Source organism: Chitinophaga sp. CF118 (genome assembly GCF_900112615.1).
GTDB lineage: Bacteria > Bacteroidota > Bacteroidia > Chitinophagales > Chitinophagaceae > Chitinophaga.
In genome coordinates, this window is the sequence record NZ_FOMK01000016.1 from 61,729 (window position 1) to 82,064 (window position 20,336).

The window sequence follows — 20,336 nt, forward strand, 5'->3', positions numbered from 1 at the left end:
CATCAATTCTTCTGGTTTATTATATAAGTTTTTTTGTTCATCCCCACGCCGGAAATTTTTAAAGATTTCCAATTCCCGGGTAATGAACTCTGGATCTGAATAATTCCTTTATCCGAAATTTCCAATCCTCCGAATCCCATCAGTACGCTTTGCAGCACACCTCCGGCTCCTGTTGCAAAGTATGGATTTGTCCCTCCTTTAGTTTCTGCGATTACCCTGAATGGTGGATTTAAGTTAGGTTCATAGGCTTCCTTAAAAAATGAATAGGCTTTATTTTGATTTCCTGTTCTGGCATAAAGAAGTGCAAAAATAGCATGAGTCATTGCAGGTGTTCCTTCTTCAGGTATTCTGGTTTCATAATAAGCCAGATCTTTTTCAATTTGTTTTTTATCCGTTATGATATTTAAAGGATAGGCAAGTAAATTAACATCTGCTTGTTTAATTCCCTCACCATTATAAGATGCATGTTCCTTTGTTACGCCATCATCAAATTTTAAAATCGGAATATTCTGTTCCACCAGTTCCCAATCTTTATTTAAAGGAATCCCTAATATTGATGCAGCTAAATTTGCATTATGCAGGTTTAATTTTGCCGCTGCATTTGTAAAAGCATTATTATCTACATTTTCTGCCCATTCATCCGCAGCTACAACATTTTTAATATCATAATGATTTAATCCGTTTCTTTCCACTCTACTTGCCCAAAAGTCGGCAGTTTGCGATAAAATCGGCCAACCTTTTTCTTTAAGCCAGGTTTTATCCTGCGTAACACAATAGTAGTTCCATGCAGCTAAAGCAACATCTGCTGAGATATGATGTTCAAATGGCCCGCTCAAAGCCCACACAGGTGTTTCTTCGACCCCTGTATCTGCGCTCTCCCAAGGATACATTGCACCTTTATAACCATGCGAAAACGCATTTTTTTCCGCTTGTCCCAATCGTTCAAAACGATATTCGATTAAAGATTTTGCAATTTCGGGATGAAGAACGAGCAATGCAGGGAACATCCAGATATCTGTATCCCAAAATACATGGCCATTGTAACCCAATCCCGATAATCCCATTGGTGAGAGTGAGTAAGAAGTACCTGATCTTGAAAATGATGTTAAATGATATAACATGCTATGTACATCTTGCTGAGCCTGCGGATCACCATCTATTGTAATATCCGATTTCCAGAGTTCATCCCAGGCGGCATTATGAAATTTAATTAGCCTGTCTCTTCCTTCCAGCTTCGCAAAAATGGTCATTCTTTCTGCCTCATTGAGTGGGTCGGCATGCTGTGCAGAGCTGATCGTACTCCCAATAACTGAGTAGGTATAACTTTCTCCAGCCTTTAAGGTTTTATTAAATTTCATTAAATGGCTATTGTTATCCCACATTTCATGGATAATTTTAGGTTCATTTCCGTGTAACTCAGTAAAGAGAAAACTGTTTGAAGCACAGAGTTGTAGTTTGCCGGTCGGGCTTTTTGCAGTAGAAGTAAGTAAGCTCAGGGTAACATGTGGCCTGTCAATTTCATTGTAATAATTTTGAACATCACGCAAGGCTTCAGGAGTTTCCATAATACTGGCCGCCGTTATTCTTAAATCTTCTTTTGCTGTTATGGTCACATCCATTAATACTGAAAAAGGAAGATGCCTCAACGCATAATAGGTATATTTTACAGTTGCCTTTTTGCCATATAGAAGTTGTGTTGTAAATGAAGCATGATGCATATCCAGTTCCTGTTGCAATTGTTGTGTATTTCGCTCATCAAGCCGCATACCATCAATTTCAAGGTACATATTAAGCAGGTTAAAGCCATTTAAAAAATTACTTACACGGCCACGCCCGTACGTATCATAAGCACCGGCTAAAACCACGTTTTTAACTTTAAAAGGTTGAGGTGACGATACCACACCAATAATACCATTTGCCACAGTTACCCCATAATAGTTATTGGGGTCTATTTTTTCAGCCTTAATCTTCCATGGATCCTGGGCATTAGAACGTACCGTGAAACAGGTAATCAGTAGAAAAAATAATTTTATCTTCATACTAATCGTTTTTTATGATATTAAAGCAATGTAAGGCTAATTTACATCAGACTTCTCCGTAATTTTAGTAGCCAGGATCCTGAATCAGGATAAGATTGCCGGGTTGATTATCCGGGGACTTAAAAAGATGAAAATATTTAATATATTTGTTCCTATTATTTGACCTATAATTTTAATCCCTTAATTATGCAACAACAGTATGCCCCTTCGGGGACTGCAACTACCCCTCCCGCACTAACTTTTAACGGCGACGGTGGTACTTATTTCGGTATTTTGATTGTGAACACTTTACTCTCTATTATTACTTTGGGACTTTATTATCCATGGGCTAAAGCAAACAAATTGCAGTATCTCTATTCATCTACGGAGCTGGATGGGTCCAGATTTTCCTGGAATGGTACGGGTAAAGAGATGTTCATTGGTTTTATCAAGACGATGGGTATTTTTATTGGAGTACTCATTATTGTAAGCCTGCTTAACTGGGCAAAGCTGCCCCTGCTGGGAGGTCTGTTTTACCTGGCTTTCTTCCTGTTTATAGTACCATTGGCTATTCATGGTGCTAATCGCTATCATTGGTCAAGAACAACCTGGAGAGGCATCCGTTTCGGATACCGTGGTAAGAGACAGGAATTTCTTAACCTGTTCCTCAAGGAGATAGCTTTAACCATCGTTACATTAGGATTTTATGGCGCCTGGGCGATAATGAACATCCGTAATTACGTGGTTAGCCATATCAGGTTTGGCAGTGGCGAATTTCGCTATGAAGGAAATGGGAAAGATTACTTTTTCCTGAACCTGAAAGGCTATTTGCTTACTCTTGTTACCCTGGGTATTTACTCATTCTGGTGGCAGGCCGATATCTTCCGTTACAGTGTTGATAAACTGCGCCTGACTCATGGAGATAAGGAATTTACTTTCCGTTCTACTGCAACAGGTGGCGACTTCGCCGGACTGCTGATCGTGAATTTCCTGCTGATCATATTTACCCTTGGTATTGCCTTTGCATGGGTACAAACACGTACAATTACCTTCCTGATGTCTCACGTTGAAATAGCTGGCGATGTGGCCTTAGGTGAGCTGGAACAAACAGAAGAAGAGTATAAAAATGCAATGGGCGAAGATCTTGCAGATACATTTGATCTCGGTATTATCTAATCTTATATGTTCAAAGGATACTATTACAATCACCAGGTAGCAAAAGCAATCCCTGTTACTATCCAGCTGTTCACCGAAAGTTTGCAACTGGAACTAACGAGAGAGGAAGGCATGCCTTCGCGGAAGCTGCAGTGGCTCTTTACCGAAATAGATGTACAGGTAGTGGACCGGAACTTTCTCCGTATGACCTATACCGGTACAGGTACAGAAGCTGGCACTCTGGAGGTAAATGACCCGGTTTTTGTAAAAATGTTCCTTGAAAAACACAAACCGTCACGAAGTACCGGTATACAACAGCTGGTACTTCGTGGTGGTTTAAAAGTGAGCTTAATAGGTTTGGCATTAATGATTGGTCTCTTGCTGGCAGGACATTTCTTTATACTGCCCTGGTGTGCTGATAAAGTCGTAGACCAGCTGCCTTTATCCTTTGATAAGAAACTGGGACAAACAGCGCGTAATAGCGTCAATGAGACGGTCGACTCCGCACGTAGCCGTCTGCTGACAGATTTTGCCGCACAAATGAAATGGGAAACGACGGACTCACTTACATTTTCAGTAGTACCCAGTAATGTTGAAAATGCCTATGCACTACCAGGAGGCTATGTGGTTGTTTATACCGGCCTGTTGGAAAAACTACATACCAAGGAGCAACTGGCGGCACTGTTAGCTCACGAAGTTGCGCATGTTACCTGCCGCCATTCCGTACGTAAGTTATGTCGTGATATGAGCTCAACCTTACTTGTAACCCTTGTTTTCAGTAATAGCAGTGGCGCTACCAGTGCATTGTATTCCAACGCCAATTCTCTCTATAGTCTTACCTACTCCCGCCAGTATGAACAACAGGCGGATCTTTATGGTATGCAAACATTGCGGCGCAATCATATAGACCAGCATGGTATGTTGCAGTTATTACAGGAACTGAAAAAACTGGATAATAAATTAAAGATCCCCGAATTTATCAGTACACACCCCCTTACGAATAATCGTATTCAATATGTTGAGCGTAACCTGGCGTCTCATCCTGCAAGCTATAAGAGCAATGATAAGATGGAAGAAATATTCCGGCAATTGCAGAAAGCTAATCACAAATAATTACCAACAGCTACTGTGAAATACGGTATTTTTGTACAATAAAGGTACCGACCAGAAACCGCAATGCAGGCAAAACTAAGAGCACATATAGAAAAAATCATACCGCTAACAGATGATGAGTTTGCGTTTGTGCTCTCCCATTTTACATTCAGAAAAGTAAAAAAGCACCAGTTCCTTATCCAGGAAGGCGACAGTGTTAACCACTCTTACTTTGTGGTTTACGGATTGTTAAAGCTAGCGCATACTGATGCTAATGATAAAGAACACATACTACATTTTGCTATGGAAGATTGGTGGATAAGTGACTACCATGCTTATTTCACCAAAGCTAAAGCTACAATGTCGTTAGACTGTCTTGAAGATGCCGGTGTGTTTTGCATTTCGCTGGAAGACAACGAAAAGCTATTTGCCGGTCTCCCAAAGATGGAACACTTCTTCCTTAGAAAATCGCATTTTGGTTATATAGCATCGCAACAGCGCATATTGTCATTACTTACCTCCAGTGCCAAAGAACGCTACGAGCAATTACTGATGCAGTACCCCTCGCTTATTCAGCGTGTAAACAAAACCCTTCTGGCCTCTTATCTGGGCATTTCCCGCGAAACACTGAGCAGGCTGTCTTCTTAGTGTAAGTGTGATCTACATCACACTGGATTTGTGATGTAGATCCTGCCAAAATTGTTATGTTCTTCTCAACTTTGTAGTGTAAATTTTAAACTGCAATGATGAAAAAAATAACAAAGGTTTTAGCATTATTATTAATAGCTACTATACCTGTATTGGCGCAAACTAAAAAACAAAATAAGATGGAAAAAAGAATAATTAATCCCTGGCAATGGCAGGATAAACGCAGTTATGTGCAAGCCATTGAAGTAAAAAATCCTGAAGGCACACTCTATATTTCAGGGCAGACAGCTATAAACGCTGATGGCCAGTCAAGCACCGGCGACATGAAAACCCAGTTAATTCTGGCTCTGCAAAATCTGGAACAAGTTATTAGCGAAGCTGGTTACGATAGCAAAAATATTGTGCGGTTAAATATCTATACAACTTCATCTGCAGAGCTTTTCACTTGCTTTGATATTATTCAGGACTGGATAGCTAAACATGGCATTAAGCAAACGACCACTTTGCTGGAAGTGAAAAGCCTTTTTGAAACATTAAAAGTTGAACTTGAAGCTACAGTGGTTAAGTAATGTTTTAAAAGGTGCTATTAAACAAGGGCCCGGTATTGTACCGGGCCTTTGGTATTATGTCATTTTTATTTTATGGTTCCGATGGAATTTCCATCGTCTTAAGATTTTAAGAGAATGAAGATAGTTGATTTAAACATTTGACTAGTATAAACTGGGCATCCTCCGTCTCAGCTTGGAAGGAGAAAGAAAATACCCTGCATGAATTCCTTCCCGGATCATACTGGAAAACCATTCCAGATTTGCCTTGGGGAAACTCAGGCCGCTTTGTGCAATTGCATCCAGAGAATCCTTTTGTATATACCTGATCCGTCTGGGGAAGTCAAAAGACCGCTGTATCCAGTTGTTCATCAGATCAACTATTTTCCGGTCGTTCTGGGAGCCGTCAAAGCTAGCTACCGATTCTTTAAATGTATTCATCTCCACAATTTCAAGACTGTAGCCCAACTGCTTCAGCATTTTTACAATAACGCTGAAAGGCAAGCTCTGCGGATTCTCCATATGGATACAATCTATCGGGCTGGTCATATATTCCAGGCAAAAGCCTGCAATCCCTTTTGCAACAATGTCTACATAAGAAAAGGAAATGTTTTCGTTATAAGTGTTTGGTATCTGCTCCAGTAATATAGCCCCCTTCATGATCTGGAATACCCTGTTCTGATCAATGTTGCGTTGAAATCTACCATGTACGGCATCTGCAGCAATATGTCCCACCCTGTATATCTTTCCTTCGCCACCATTTTTAAGGAAGTAACGGATGATTTTTTCAGCTTCAAACTTTGTTCTCTCATAATCAGAGATAAACACCTGTCCATAATCAAAGTCTTTTTCAGAGAAGGTCCTGAAGCTGCCGTTCGGAGCATAACCACTAACTGCCAGCGTTGAAATATAATGGATAGCCTTTTTCTTTCCTTTCTGTGCCAGCTCCTGTATTTGCCTTGTAGAAGTAATGTTAGCCTGAATAAGATCGGCATAATCCTTCAGCAAGTTAATATCAGCCGCAGCATGTAATATGATATCTGTTTCATTAACAATTCTTTCGTAATCTGATGGCTCGATCCCTAAATTCTCCTCTAAAAGGTCCCCTCTGATCACTTTTATCCTATGACGATTTATGTACAGCGAGTCATTGAAATAGTGTTCATAACAATTTTCAAGACGGGTAGCCGCATTCGACTTACTATCTCCCCGTACAAGGCAATAGAGGTTAACTTCATCGTGTAAAATCAATTCATGTAATAAATGGATACCAAGAAAGCCTGTAGCCCCTGTAAGCAGGATTGTCTTTTTTCGACTGATCTGGTTTTTCATCCCATTAAAATTGAGATTGTATAACGGTTGTCCCACAGACGCTATATTGCTATCCAGCATTAACAGCTTCGACCGATTATACAATTGATCCGGATTTGACAACTGGTGTTTTAAGATGTTAAAGAAGTTCTTTACCATCCTGTTTATATTCGTTTTTTCAAAGTTGCTTTCCTGGTACTGAACATCTATGATAAGTGATTCACCGATAAACCTTGCGGTGAAAGAAAGCTTATATTCCTGCAAGGCGCTTTTACTCCTCGTAGGACCTGGATTAAAACTGGAAGGCTTCATGTGAACAGACGCATTTCCAAACTGATCAGGAAAATGCCCCAGATAGTTAAACAGCACATCTGCACCAATAACTGTCATGTCTGTAAACCGGTCATGATGTATGTTAATCATGTTTGCAAAGGCAGCCTTCTCATTAATTAAGTCGGAGCAATCTCTGGGATTCAAAACAGATTCATTCAGGTTTACCGGCATAGTGGTAGCCCACCAGGCAACTGATCTGCTCAGGTCCGGTAATGATTCCTGCTGTGGCCGGCCATGAAACTCAACATCTACTGTAATGGCGGGTAGTCTGCACTCCTCCAGTAATGAGGTGGCAAAAGCACTAAGCAGGGAACCACTCAGCGTTGCTGATTGTTTTTGCTCTTCAAGATGCTGTAATATATTGGATATTTCAGCGGGTATTAAAATGTTGTATACTCCGCTTAATTCCTTTCTATCTATCCTCGTATAGATTTCAGGAAGCCGGTATAATTTCTGGGTGATAAGTTTGTTATATGCTGCTGTATCCAGTTCAGGTTTACCCAGTGCAGATTCATCATAAAACCTGCTTACCGCATTTTCGGGTTCTACCGGCAAGAAATCATTCCTCAGGATCTGCTCATAATAATCCAGTAATTCATCGATGATAATATTCCATGATATAACATCCACCACCAGGTGATGACAAGCGAGATAAATGTAGTCCTTACCGTCAGGGTTCACAAATAGATGTGCTCTGAATAACCGGCCTTCCTCTATTGATATTTCACTCAGCAGGTTCCTGGAGATTTCCTGGAACTGGAAGGCTACCGATATTTTGTTATCCAGGATAGACGTTCCCAGTTCGAAACCGGAACAGGATTGTTTTTCGACCTCGTACAATCCTGCCTGTTTTCTGAAAGCGGAGGTTAACTGCGAGTGACTTGCCAGCACATAATTAAGCGCCAGCGCCATCTCTCTTACACTGATCTTATCTTCTGTTTCCAGTAAGATAGTCTGACAGTATTCATTCAGATTGAATTTCTTATGATGAAGGAAATTGTACTGGGAGAAGGTAAGCCTGTTAGCATTCTTCGGCTTGCCGGAGGCTTGTTTCCCATCACTTATTTTTACTGGTTCCAGCTTACTGAAATTACCAAACAGCGGATGGTTGTTAATGTCTGTGATATGCACTTTGTAACCATACCGCTGTAACCTTCCGATCAATTGTATGGCCAGCAGGGAGTCTCCCCCGATGTCAAAAAAATTATCTGTTGCTGCAATGGAGCTCTTATTAAGTATGCGCTTCCAGTGTGCATCCACCAATGCAGGCCAGGACTCCTCTTTTGATTTGTCATTGTCCGGCACCTTAGCACTCACGGATACATCAAAGTTCCGCTTGAGTGCGTTCAGGTCTATTTTGCCATTAGAGTTGTAAGGCGTTTCGGTATAAAAATAGAAGTTGCCTGGTATTTTGTAAGCAGGTAGTTTGTTGGTCAGCCATTTTTTCAGCAGATCTTTATTCAACTCCTGCCCTTTGACAGGTTTGATATATACATCCAGCGATTGATGTTCCCGGTGTACAGATACTGCTGCGATAACGTTTTCCACAGCGGGATGTGCAATGATAGCTATTTCCACCTCTCCCAGTTCAATCCGAAAGCCTTTTATCTTTACCTGCCGGTCTGTCCGGTATAAGAATTCATAATTCCCATCCGCCAGTCTTTTGCAGATATCACCCGTACGATAACAGTTTAACTTTTTACCATTTATCTCTTTCTTAACAAATTTCTTTTCGCTTTCGATTTCATTGTTAAGATATCCTTTGCTTACTCCCGGACCACAGATATATAATTCACCGGTGTTATCCTTTTCGTTATCAAGAAAACAAATCCCCTCTCCCAGTGGCGCCCCGATCGGTACGGAAGCTGTTACATCAAAATGCGCGGAAAGCGGTTCTACCTTGAATACGGTAGCACCAACAGTTGTTTCAGTAGGACCATAATGATTATAGAGATGAGCACATACACCGGATTCAAATATTGCCCTGACAGATTCCCAGCTAAGTTTCTCTCCGCCCAGAATGATATTATTGATTACCTGCCTGTGCATTGTATCCCTGTTTGATATCAGAGACGTTAAATGCGAAGGAGTAATTTTTAAAAGAGATATTTTATCCTCGTTAATAATATCATTAAATAATGCGGGATCCGTTGCTTCCACTTTATTTAAGATCCGAAGCATACCTCCTGAAACAAGTGCCACGAAGAAATTGGTAAGACCCAGATCAGCAGCAAAGGTAGTAACATGTGCGGCTCTTACAGCTGCCGGAGCACCGATCCTTTCATACACCGCATGGGTGTAATGCAATACGCTTTTGTGTGTGATCTGCACAGCTTTAGGCGTGCCGGTAGTGCCGCTTGTAAGCAGGATATAACACACATCAGGCATTGTTACAGGAGGAATATTTCCAGAAGGCAAAAAAGCGGTATCCTCCGTAATCAGCTCCTGGAAATAAAACAGGGGAATTGACTTAGTATCTGTTGTTACCAACTGATCCGCAGTATCCAGAATAACAGCATTTGCCATCACTCCCTTTATCTTTGCTTCGTTTGTAGCAATGCCATCCTCCCGATCCAGCATCACAGGTATCCCTCCGCAGAGAAGAATACCCCAGAAACAAATAATACTTTCCGTATCCTTTTTACTTATACAGGCTATCCTGTCTCCTGTACGGATATGTTTGCCTGTTAATATGCTGGCCACCTGGAATGCGCGTTGGTAAAGCTCCTGATAAGTGAAAGATTTACGGCAATCCTTGATGGCAACCCTTTCAGGATAAGTATGAACAATGTCCAGCAATAACGCTACTAAATTTGATTGATTAGCTTGCATCGGAAATAAATTTTGATAATTAGGGGGCTAGTGTTAATAACTCACATTATAAAAACGTGCAGGTAGTTATGGGTAAGCCTGACGGGTAGGTCTTATGGAGATGTTATCCAGATGAACATTACCCGGAAGATGCGATAGAAATGCAATCACCTGCGCAATATCATCTGCCTGTAAGATGGGCCCTACCTCTTTTTCATATGTTTCGAACCATTGCATATCATATCCTGCAGACTGCTGGAAATTGGTGCCTACCAAACCCGGCTCTATCAATGTTACCCTGATGGATTGTGGTCCCAGCTGCCTTCTCAGCGCCTCTGTAAGGCCATGTGCAGCAAACTTTGTGGCTCCGTATACAGAGTTAAACGGAGATACATTTCTGCCAATGGAGGAACCGATAACAACAATATCCAGTGGGTTCGTAACAAAGTCTCTTCCAGCCGACTGCTCCACCATTATTTTGCTGATGCTTTTCAGCTGATACATCAGTCCTTTGATATTAGTGTCTATAAGGCTATCCCACTGTGCTGCATCGGAGTTCAGTAATGTGCCTGGCAATCCCCTGCCCGCACTGGCAACAAACAGATCCGGTAGTTCATTCCAGGTATTCAGGGATTCGGCAATACATACATCGGTCATCTTCTCGTCCGTGATATCGCCACATACAATCCTCGCCAGGTCACCATTGCCGGTTTCATTTACCTGCCGGGCTGTTTCAGCCAGCTTATCCTTATCCCTTCCGTTAAGCACCATCCTTGTCCCTTTTTCTGCCAGCCGATGGGCAGTAGCTTTCCCTATACCGGAGCTGGCTCCGGTAATAATTGCAATACGATTTTTCATGTCTGTAATATTTTTAGATGACTATGGGGCTATTTATATCAGTCGGTTTTTCTCTGCCTGAGAGGCATTTACCTGTGTACAGTGCCAGTCCAGTGAGCACACCACCTATTAAGCCGGCAATGATTATCACTACTATTTCAGGGAAGGTGATCAGCACACCCAGTTTGTTTAATACACCACCATGCAAACGCAGATCGAAGTAGGAGTTGGCGCCGGACCATATAATGAAACCCGGTATAAAGCCAGTGATGAAGCCAGAGAATTGCCAATGCCGCAATCCGGCTATTACACCCAGCACAAGAACAGGCAATACAAAACTCCACCAGGGCAATTGTTCAAACAGATCAGTACCCGTTATAAGTACCAGGATGATCAACATCGTTTTTATACTATCAGGTAATTTCTTACGCATTTTATTATGTTTTATCGTTGTTAATGTAGCAACCATCTATTACCCGCCTGTTTTTCAGCTTCTTTGACTGACATAAAAAATCTCAGTGGATAATATTTTCCTTTATTCCAGTCGTTAATAAAGTTATCATAGTAAGGACTGCCTATATTCCCTGATTGACCTCCCGCATAGATGCCAAATGCTTTGGGACGATCCCCGAGTTCCACTATCATACGCCATGAAGGGCCCCAGTTATTGGAAGTGGCATTAATAGCATCAGGATAACCGGCGGCAGGAATATTCATTCTGCTAAAAGCGGGAATGTTGGTGAGGTGTGTCACATTTACTTTGTGTACGTCTCCCCAATTAACACCTGTTTTCTTTTGTATGCTGTCATAATCGGCAACGGCCATTGTAAATGCTTTACAAATGATATCCGATGCATTTTCTTTTGGGGTAGTAGCCCGCTTATCAAAGTAAATGTTACCGGGTTCCTGTTGGATGAGATCCAGCAATACATAATCATCAGGAACTTTGGTATTGAATGCATACTCATTAAATTCATCCCAGGTATAATCCTTTACGTACTGCCACCATAATTGAAAAAGCTTTGCATTCTGACTGTTCAGGTCAAATGCACCATTCCATTCCTTTAAACCCTTCAGGGTATTATACTGGCTTACAGTCAGCCTGTTTTTATCTATAATCTTTATCAGGACGGGCATTACTTCCACAGCAAAAGCGTCTATATTGTCCAACTGCATTTTTTCCATTTTCCCGATATCAAATGCATTTTCATTTTCGAGCAGTTGTTGAATTCTGCTGGCGCGGGCTTCTTTATAATATCCATTATAGTAATAGTTGTAGTTGGCAGCAGTAGGATGCTGATTTGCAGATAACAGGAAGTTACAGGCCGGATTAATTGCATGAGGCATACTGTCTGCCGGTATGTACTTCGTGGATAAATGCGTACTTACCGTACCATCCAATATAAAGCGTCCTTGCCCAGGCCACTTTACAGGCAGGCGCCCCTGATGATTCGTGGCAATGGTATTGTCTTTACCGGCAAACATAAAATTCTGTATCGGGCAACCATAATTTTTTATAGCATCTTTGTATTCTGCATAGTTAGATGCCCTGTTCAATTTCACAAAAGTTAAAAACTCATTGGAAGTATTCAGCAGCTCCCATTTCATAGCATAATTTTTCAACTCACGGCGTTGACCCTGGAAACTTCTGTCTATTACAACAGGGCCGTGTACGGTACGGTAAACAGTATCATATAATGGTGCCTTACTTTTCCGTTTTATCTCTTCAATAGAATAATCAAGATTCAGCCACTTTCCATCCAGCTCATATTTTTTATAATCACTGGTGATCTTGAGTTTGTACCAATCTTTTACATCATCTGCTCCATTGGTGGTACCCCAGGCGATGTTCTCATTAAACCCGATTATTACAGCCGGCGTACCGGGAATAGAGACCCCATATACATTTAATCCGGGTGATGATAACTGCATTTCCAACCATACAGCGGGCAACGAGAGATTCAAATGAGGGTCGCTGCACAGGATAGGATGACCCGATTTTGTTTTTTTACCTGATACCACCCAGCCATTACTTCCCAGTTGAGGATTAAAGGAACTTTCAGGCACAATGGTACTATTTGCCAGGAAAGAGAAGTTCAGGTAATCCGGTTTGGTTATATGTGTTAAAAATGGTTTGGAAGCCGTTTCAGTATCATTCACAACGGGTGTGATATGCGGTGTAAAACCCGGGTAAAGTTTATTGAACGTCTCTTCTCCCAATGCGACCATCAGGTTGGACATGATCATATCTTCTTCATAACCCGAGAGTGTAGCCCCCATGTTTTTCATTACCAGCACACTTTTCAGCTCAGACCATTGTTCCGGTTCATAATCCAGTAGTTTATATTCAAGCGGGATATCTTTAGTGTGCAACTGTTTGATATAGGCATTTACACCTTGCGCATATGCTGCCAGAATGCCAGCGGTTTCAGGATCTTTTTTTAATTCTGTCAGTGTTTTTTTAGCGGCGTATAACAATCCCATCCTTCTTTGGTTACGGTCATAGTCCAGAAAACGGTCTCCAAATATTTCGGACAAACGGCCCGCAGCCGCATAACTTACAAAATCCATCTGCCACAAACGCAGGCTGGCTGTTACGTATCCCTGTGTAAAGTAGAGGTCGTGCGTATTTTTCGTATAAATGTGCGGCACTTTACGGTCGTCGAAAAATACCTTTACGGAATCTTTCAGTCCCATTCCATTATGTACTGCATTTACATTCAATTCGCCGTCACCTCCATTCTGTACTGCGCCTGTGAAGGGATTCAGCAACCTGCCCAAAGGTGATACGTTGAATAGCTGATGTGACAATGCAAAAATCAGGATAAGCAATACACAAAGAGGGAACAGGAAATTGATGTTAATCTTTTTCATACCAAACAGTTTAGCGCAGTATCAAAGGAACATGACACCACTATATGGCCATAACAGCCATAGTAAAAAGAATTATATTAAATGAGGGGGGAGAGTATTTTCAGTCGCCACCAGCCGGTAGCGACTGAAATTCAAGAGAGGTAAATTACTTTTCTTTCAAACGTTTACTTTCAGTATCGGCTGAAGTAGTACGTGTTCTCGCCTGTTTCACGCTTTTCTTTCCAAAACGATAGCTGAAGGAAATCTTCAGCCGGCGTGATTCTGATCTGAAGTCAGACCTGAGATACGTTCCTCCAAAATCTATTAAACCACCCGGGCGTAATGTATTAAATATGTCCGTTACTGATAGTCTTACAGTACCATTATTATCAAACACTTTCTTTTGTAAACCAGCATCTACTGTCCATATTTCCTTCCAGCGTGTAGTACCTGTAGCAGCTGGTCCGTTATAATAACCGGATAGCTGGGCACTCCAGCCATGAGAAAGATCGAAACTATTTTCACTATAGATGAGGAATCTTGTTACATTAATATCGAGGTAAGAGTTGTTCAGATTACCTTTATACGTTGAATTGTTAATATCCAGGTAGCAATAAACACCCCACCATTTTGTCACATCAAACTGTGCTGTTGTAGTAAAGTTTAAAACATACTGATATGGAATGTTCTTGACGGTCTGCACACTTTTATTGCCATCTACAGTATCGAGTACCTGTGTAAAGAAGTCTTTGATCCGGCTATAACCCAGCATAGCTGTGTATCTTTTATAATTATAAGACAGCTGGAAATTATCTGTGTATTGTGGTTTCAGAAAAGTATTCCCTTTGCTTAAGGTGAGTTCATCGAGAATGTTCACAAAAGGGTTCAGGTCTTCATAACCAGGTCTGTCAATACGCCTGCTGTAACTCAGGCCCCATGTACTGTAATTATTAAGCTTGTAGGACAGTGATGCACCTGGAAAAAAATTCAGGTAAGAAGTATCCAGGCTTCTGTATGCACCGGCATCCAGCGTTGTCAGACTGCCCAATGCACTGGTAGCTTCTGCCCTTAATCCCAGTTGAAAGGACACTTTATTGATAGCCCTGCTATAGGAGATATAACCTGCATAAATTTTTTCTTTATATGCAAAATTACTGGTCATGGATGAATCCAGTTTTTCATAAGTATTGGACCGGTCAAAAACCTTGAAATCATTTTCTGTTGATACATCATTGTAATAAGCACCTATACCCAGCTTACCTGCCAACGCCTTCTGCTCATAATCCACCTTAACAGACCTGATATCGATGTCTGTCAATGCAATAGTTCTGATATTATTTATACCGAGTATACTATCCGGATCCATTTTGTATTCATTATTCTGCGCACTGTTCATATTATTCCGGAAGGTATTGTAGTCGGCATCGATATTCAGGCTTCTTCCCACAGTATCTTTATATTGATAATTGATATTGTAGTTCACTCTGCGTAACCGTTTTGTCTGATTATTAGCTGAATTCAGAAATGAATCAACAACACCTGGTGTGCGGTAAATGTCAGTACTGCTGGTGGTTTTAAAAGGACCGGAAAGTGCACTTCCATTTATCAGTACGCCTAGTGTACTACGTTTGGAGAGAAAGAAGTCTGCACCTCCTTTATAATTATGATTATCACTTGTTCTTATATATGTTGCCCGCTGATCAAATGTATTGCCGGATACCTGTCTGAAGAAATGGGACAGCGTGCGGTTATCACCATATTGGTAACCATAGTTACCAAACAGGTTGTAAAACTTATTGCGGTAATTGAAGTTTCCGGAAAAATCATATTTTGGTGTATGTGCGAAACTGGCTGTTACGGAAGTACTGCCATTCAAGCCCAATGACTGGCTCTTTTTAAGCCTGATATTGATGATCCCCGCATTACCGGCTGCAGGATATTTTGAGGAAGGATTGGTAATCACTTCTATAGCCTCTATATTGGCAGACGGTATGCCGGTCAGAACAGCAGCCAGATCATTACCACTCAGGTTCGTTGGCCTTCCGTCAATGTATACAATCACCCCGTTTTTACCATTTACAGAAAGACTGCTATTATCTACCCTTACGCCGGGTGATTTACCTAATAGCTCCAATGCATTGGAGCCGGTAGCATTGATACTGGATGACACATTAAAGATCATCCTGTCGGCTTTCACTTCAATGATAGGTTTGGTGCTTCTCACTTCAACTGCTGCCAATTCTTTTGCGTACTGCACTAAAGTGATAACAGGCAGGGTAATGGAATCCTTTACGGTAAATATATCTGTTTTATATTTTCTGAACCCACTGGCTACTACTGTAACATAATAGGTTCCTTCTTTTATATTATCAAACAGGAAGTTCCCCCTGGTATCCGCAGGCAGGATCTTTACCAGGAAAGAATCGGTAGCACGCAGTAAAGAAACACCTGAGGCGATCATTGGCTCGTTATGTTCATTTACCACATTACCTGAGATGATCTGCCCATTTACACCGGAGAAGATAAGGCACAGGATACACAATAAAATGGAGTTTTTTATTCCTTTCATAATTTTAGATTTAGATATAATTGACATTTCTGCGGTATTACATGTGTACCTTCAGTTTTGATAACAGTGCTTTACAATAACAGTTGCTGATTATCTCAGCTATTCTAAAGGAATGGTTGTGAATGAAAAAGTGGTGTCCTTCCAATATTTCAAAGTCGAAATCACTTCTTGTATAGCGGCTCCAGTTAGTGATTTTGTCATTTGTTTCTTCCTCAGTTCCCATTACTGCATATATGGCCGCACCTACCGCCGGTTCATTTATCATCCTGTTATCTTCAGCCACCTCAAAGTCAGCTCTTAAAATGGGTTCAAAAAAATCAAACAGTTCTTTATGCTCGATTAATTCCTGCGGCATGCCACCTAACTTTTGCACAGCGGTAATAAATTCCTGTCGCTCAAGCAGGTAAGTTTGCTTATTTTCCTTTACTCCGGGACCTGGGTTTCCACTCACAACAATACAGTCGGGGTATTTATGTTCCTTTTCAAGCATGTTGGCTACCCTGAGTGCCAGGTATGCACCCATGCTATGTCCATAGATCATAAAGCCGGAAGCTGTCAGGTTTTCTTTTATCTGCCGATAGATATCCAGAGCAGCCTCATCGAAGTTCGTTAGCAGTGACTCTCTGATTCTTTTCCCTCTTCCTGGCAGTTCCAGGGAGATCACTTCAAAGTCTTTCAGTAATGGATACAGAAATTGAAAGGAGTGAACATTGCCGCCGGCAAAATGTAATAGAAATAACTGTGGCTTTTTCATGATAGCGTAATGTGGGTTAAGAAGTACACAATAAGGTCAGATGAGTGCAGGCTGGTCAACCTGTTCTTCGATGAGCTTACCATCGTTCATTTTATACAATTTGTCAGCACAATGGTAATACTTATCATCATGGGTTATAGCTATGATAGTTATACCTTCTTCTTTCAACAACGGAATAATTTCTGTATAAAACTTCTTTCTGAAGTATGGATCCTGGTCGGCGGCCCATTCATCAATTGCCAAGATAGGTTTTTTTTCCAGCAATGCCATGATGAGTGCCAGACGTTTTCTTTGTCCGGTAGATAAATCTGTTGTTGACAGGTTATTACCATTGATACTCACTTTATTTTCCAGTTCGAATAACCTGACATAATAATCCCATTTCTCAGTATCTATCTCGTCAGCTCCCATCACCTGGTTAAATAAATAGAAGTCGCTGAATACCACTGCAAATAAGGTTCTGTATTCAGGGTAATTATCTTTATCAACCAACGTCCGGTTGAGCCTTATTCCTCCCGCCGATGGTAAGCGCAGTCCCAGAATGGTATGTATCAGGGTGGTTTTACCACTACCGTTTCCTCCGTATATAAAAATCACATCTCCCTTGGAGATATTGATATTTACAGGTCCAATGCCAAAAGATTTTCCATAATTATATTCCAGGTTGCTGATCGTAATCTGCTGAAATTCATCCCTGCTGATATATTGCTGTGGAATAGGATGATCGAAGTTTGACTCTTCCAGTTCCTTTTTCAGTGCCATCAGATGATCGGCAGCCACGCCTGCGTTCATAATGCCGGGTAACAGCATCATTATTTTTTCAATAGCTCCAAGCAGGTAAAGCAATGTAAAAACAAAGCTGACCATATCCCCGGGTTTCAACTGAAATGCAGCAGCCAGGAAAAGTAATACCGAAGCAAGAAGTGAATAAAACAATACCTGTCCGGTAATCTGATTGTTCAGGTATCCCGTAAATGCAGTGAGGTTGTTATGATAGGCACTTCCGGCGATGGTACTTATTTTAGTATCATAAATAACAGCACCTTTCCTTGGCTCCATATAGATCTCCTTAAATCCATCAATGATAGCATTATAGTTTTCCTGGAATTCAGTTTCAAGTTTACGGGCTTTACCGAAAAAATTCAGATTGCGCTTTGAATTGAAATGATACATGGCAGCACCGGACAATGCAACGATTAAGGTTATTGAAAACAGTTGCCACGAAATGGATGCCAGATAAATCAGGCAGGACAGGGCAAGAATAAAGGATGCGAAAAAATCTATGATAGTGAGAGAGGCGTTGGTGAGTGTATTCACATCATTTACGATAGCCGCCTGTATTTCCGTTTTTCTGGCTGATAACTGCTGATAGTTTGCCTTTAACACCTGTGTAATGATCTGCATGCGAAACCGCCAGAACAGCTTCTGAGACAACTTAATAATTGCCAGTGAAAGTGTTCTTCTTACCCATATAAAGACAACGATGATAGATGCAAAAATGATGAAATACTCCTGACTAATGTTGGTAATACTACCTCCAATGGTCAATCCGATTACCCTTGTTACCGTGTTTATGAACAGAAAACTACACAAACCGGTAAAGATGGCCAGTAATACATAACTCAATAAAGTACCACGGCCTATCTGAGGTAATAATATTCTCAATAACTGTTTCATATGCAATAATTTGGACTTTATAGTGACTCATTTTTGCTCTTTTTTAACTGAAGGCTAAATGAGTCACTATCAGCATCCGTTGAATACCTTTTTCTTAATGCGTCTTATGCAGGCACCGCTTCATACTCATATAACAGTTCCTTCTCTCCAAATAACCGTTCTGCAATAATGCCACGTTTATGACACTCTGCTACCAGTTTATCTGATTGAACAATAGGCTTTGATTCTTCTGTATATTTCAGGCTGCTGATGAATTCCAGCCAGGGCTCCTGCCCCATTGCATATACATACACTTCCCTGGGATGAAAAATATTTACCAGGTGCATTCCTTTTTCAAAGTCAGAACCGGACAACCGTCTTGACTGATCTTTATCCCGTGCAAGGTCTTCTGTCAGCAAAGGTCCGTATAACCATGAAAGTGGCGCCCCTTCGCATTCCATTCCTAAAAAGACAACGTCAATATCACCCAGAGAATCATATACATGTTCATATATTTTTGATTCGAGAATTCTTGAATCAGCAGCAAATAAGAATTTAAACTGATCAATAGCAACATGGAAACAGGTTTTGGCCTGAATATTCAGATCGGAATGTTCTCCGGTAAAGGGTACCCCTGTGATAGAACAGTTCCTGAAGCGGATTTCCTCCATTTCATCTATTTCAATCACATTTTCAAATCCTAAATTATTGAAAACCAGTTTCAGGTTAGGATCCTGTAATAAACCACCAGTAGTTCTGGGAACGATGATGTTCTTTATTTTATGGCGCAGTGGCAGCAGGGTTTCAAACAGAATATGATCCTGATGGTTATGGGTGATTAATACATAGTCAATCACATCAGGCAGATCAATATCAGAAAAATGTACTACACTGGATTCATATCCGTAATAGCTGATCAACGGATCAACCAGGATACTTACTTCCGCTGTTTCTACCAGGATACAGGCATGACCAAAATAACGCATCCTTGCTTTAGGACCTTCATACTTCCTGTATCTTGGATGTTCTTGTTTTGTAAAGAAGGAATCAAAAAGATGCCGTTGTTCATCCGGAATACCCAGTTTGGCCGCTATTTCGTCAATAGATCCCGCATTTCTTTTCATTCTGCTTAAATCATCTATTGCGGGGCTGTCCAACGGAATATTAAGCTGTAATATATTAGGATCGTCCAGTCTTGGTGTACTTAAACAGAAAGGACGCTCGTCATTATCCGTTAACCACAGCGCAATACTCTGGGATGCTTTATTGTAAAATTTGCTTTTATACAAGAGCGGCTCAAAGAAACGGTAAGATGGATTGTTGTTGAGGTCGTATATAAGCTCTACATATCCTTTCAGAATTTCCGGTACTTTATCATACAACACTTCCAGCGAATAACCCTTTGCATTAGTCTTAAGCATCTTGTCCAGTTCTACAATCGCTGCTGCCAGCTGAATAGAAGTAGCCTGATTTGCCAAGGTTTCATCTCTCAGCTTTTTCACTTCATCTACACGACCTCCTTTATAATCCATAAAGGGACCTCCCAGCATTTTAGGGTTTAATACAGCAGCAGCGTGAATTTCTGGCGACTGAATGTATGAATTCATGATCTTCAGATGTCTTCCTACCACATTCATCGCTGCAGTAGCAGGAGAAATAAGGTGAGACCAGGCATACCATCCCTCTATCAGGGGTTCAATAATTACATTTGGTTTCAGGTACCAACAATTATTACCGTTCATATACAATGAGTT

The 20,336-nt window shown here is 41.0% G+C and carries 13 protein-coding genes; 4 read left to right on the forward strand and 9 right to left on the reverse strand.

The annotated features are described in order from the left end of the window. Window positions 1–2 precede the first annotated feature (2 nt). Complete coding sequence (locus tag BM176_RS31670) at window positions 3–2,039, reverse strand: glycoside hydrolase family 65 protein (protein ID WP_090108430.1); 2,037 nt, start codon at window positions 2,037–2,039, stop codon at window positions 3–5. Between the two features lie 186 nt (window positions 2,040–2,225). Here BM176_RS31670 and BM176_RS31675 point away from each other — a divergent pair, with 186 nt between their 5' ends. From BM176_RS31675 to BM176_RS31690, 4 genes are all read left to right on the forward strand, one after another. Further along, on the forward strand, window positions 2,226–3,194 hold the full coding sequence (locus BM176_RS31675; RefSeq protein ID WP_090108431.1) for a YjgN family protein: 969 nt from the start codon (window positions 2,226–2,228) through the stop codon (window positions 3,192–3,194). 6 nt (window positions 3,195–3,200) lie between these two features. Next, a complete protein-coding gene (locus BM176_RS31680) occupies window positions 3,201–4,286 on the forward strand; it encodes a M48 family metallopeptidase (RefSeq protein WP_090108432.1) in 1,086 nt (361 codons plus the stop codon). Between the two features lie 63 nt (window positions 4,287–4,349). Then, a complete protein-coding gene (locus tag BM176_RS31685; RefSeq protein WP_090108433.1) occupies window positions 4,350–4,913 on the forward strand; it encodes a Crp/Fnr family transcriptional regulator in 564 nt (187 codons plus the stop codon). Window positions 4,914–5,008: 95 nt separating this feature from the next. Beyond that, on the forward strand, window positions 5,009–5,482 hold the full coding sequence (locus tag BM176_RS31690; protein ID WP_255373626.1) for a RidA family protein: 474 nt from the start codon (window positions 5,009–5,011) through the stop codon (window positions 5,480–5,482). 141 nt (window positions 5,483–5,623) lie between these two features. Here BM176_RS31690 and BM176_RS31695 read toward each other — a convergent pair whose 3' ends face one another. The 8 genes from BM176_RS31695 to BM176_RS31730 all read right to left on the reverse strand — a co-directional run bounded on the left by BM176_RS31695 (window position 5,624) and on the right by BM176_RS31730 (window position 20,324). Further along, on the reverse strand, window positions 5,624–9,934 hold the full coding sequence (locus BM176_RS31695) for an SDR family oxidoreductase (RefSeq protein WP_090108434.1): 4,311 nt from the start codon (window positions 9,932–9,934) through the stop codon (window positions 5,624–5,626). A gap of 66 nt (window positions 9,935–10,000) precedes the next feature. Next, the gene (locus tag BM176_RS31700; protein ID WP_218162324.1) at window positions 10,001–10,771 is read right to left on the reverse strand and encodes an SDR family NAD(P)-dependent oxidoreductase; all 771 of its coding nucleotides are present in this window, start codon (window positions 10,769–10,771) and stop codon (window positions 10,001–10,003) included. Between the two features lie 13 nt (window positions 10,772–10,784). Next, window positions 10,785–11,183 carry a hypothetical protein gene (locus BM176_RS31705; RefSeq protein WP_143097977.1) on the reverse strand — a complete coding sequence of 133 codons (399 nt, stop codon included), beginning with the start codon at window positions 11,181–11,183 and terminating at the stop codon, window positions 10,785–10,787. A gap of 20 nt (window positions 11,184–11,203) precedes the next feature. Further along, the gene (locus BM176_RS31710; RefSeq protein WP_090108437.1) at window positions 11,204–13,624 is read right to left on the reverse strand and encodes a penicillin acylase family protein; all 2,421 of its coding nucleotides are present in this window, start codon (window positions 13,622–13,624) and stop codon (window positions 11,204–11,206) included. A gap of 145 nt (window positions 13,625–13,769) precedes the next feature. Continuing rightward, window positions 13,770–16,172 (reverse strand): TonB-dependent receptor, encoded by a 2,403-nt coding sequence (locus tag BM176_RS31715; protein WP_177230627.1) that lies wholly within the window; start codon window positions 16,170–16,172, stop codon window positions 13,770–13,772. 37 nt (window positions 16,173–16,209) lie between these two features. Beyond that, complete coding sequence (locus tag BM176_RS31720; RefSeq protein WP_090108439.1) at window positions 16,210–16,926, reverse strand: thioesterase II family protein; 717 nt, start codon at window positions 16,924–16,926, stop codon at window positions 16,210–16,212. A 36-nt stretch (window positions 16,927–16,962) separates the two neighbouring features. Continuing rightward, window positions 16,963–18,603 (reverse strand): cyclic peptide export ABC transporter, encoded by a 1,641-nt coding sequence (locus BM176_RS31725; protein ID WP_090108440.1) that lies wholly within the window; start codon window positions 18,601–18,603, stop codon window positions 16,963–16,965. Between the two features lie 104 nt (window positions 18,604–18,707). Further along, window positions 18,708–20,324 carry an MBL fold metallo-hydrolase gene (locus BM176_RS31730; RefSeq protein ID WP_090108441.1) on the reverse strand — a complete coding sequence of 539 codons (1,617 nt, stop codon included), beginning with the start codon at window positions 20,322–20,324 and terminating at the stop codon, window positions 18,708–18,710. Between the last annotated feature and the right edge of the window lie 12 nt (window positions 20,325–20,336).

Excerpts from the sequence above, each read along its gene's own strand:
- BM176_RS31675 (WP_090108431.1), top strand. The coding sequence starts at position 2,226 with ATGCAACAACAGTATGCCCCTTCGGGGACTGCAACTACCCCTCCCGCA.
- BM176_RS31700 (WP_218162324.1), bottom strand. The coding sequence starts at position 10,771 with ATGAAAAATCGTATTGCAATTATTACCGGAGCCAGCTCCGGTATAGGG.
- BM176_RS31730 (WP_090108441.1), bottom strand. The coding sequence starts at position 20,324 with ATGAACGGTAATAATTGTTGGTACCTGAAACCAAATGTAATTATTGAA.
- BM176_RS31720 (WP_090108439.1), bottom strand. The coding sequence starts at position 16,926 with ATGAAAAAGCCACAGTTATTTCTATTACATTTTGCCGGCGGCAATGTT.
- BM176_RS31670 (WP_090108430.1), bottom strand. The coding sequence starts at position 2,039 with ATGAAGATAAAATTATTTTTTCTACTGATTACCTGTTTCACGGTACGT.
- BM176_RS31695 (WP_090108434.1), bottom strand. The coding sequence starts at position 9,934 with ATGCAAGCTAATCAATCAAATTTAGTAGCGTTATTGCTGGACATTGTT.
- BM176_RS31690 (WP_255373626.1), top strand. The coding sequence starts at position 5,009 with ATGATGAAAAAAATAACAAAGGTTTTAGCATTATTATTAATAGCTACT.
- BM176_RS31680 (WP_090108432.1), top strand. The coding sequence starts at position 3,201 with ATGTTCAAAGGATACTATTACAATCACCAGGTAGCAAAAGCAATCCCT.
- BM176_RS31685 (WP_090108433.1), top strand. The coding sequence starts at position 4,350 with ATGCAGGCAAAACTAAGAGCACATATAGAAAAAATCATACCGCTAACA.
- BM176_RS31715 (WP_177230627.1), bottom strand. The coding sequence starts at position 16,172 with ATGAAAGGAATAAAAAACTCCATTTTATTGTGTATCCTGTGCCTTATC.
- BM176_RS31725 (WP_090108440.1), bottom strand. The coding sequence starts at position 18,603 with ATGAAACAGTTATTGAGAATATTATTACCTCAGATAGGCCGTGGTACT.
- BM176_RS31710 (WP_090108437.1), bottom strand. The coding sequence starts at position 13,624 with ATGAAAAAGATTAACATCAATTTCCTGTTCCCTCTTTGTGTATTGCTT.
- BM176_RS31705 (WP_143097977.1), bottom strand. The coding sequence starts at position 11,183 with ATGCGTAAGAAATTACCTGATAGTATAAAAACGATGTTGATCATCCTG.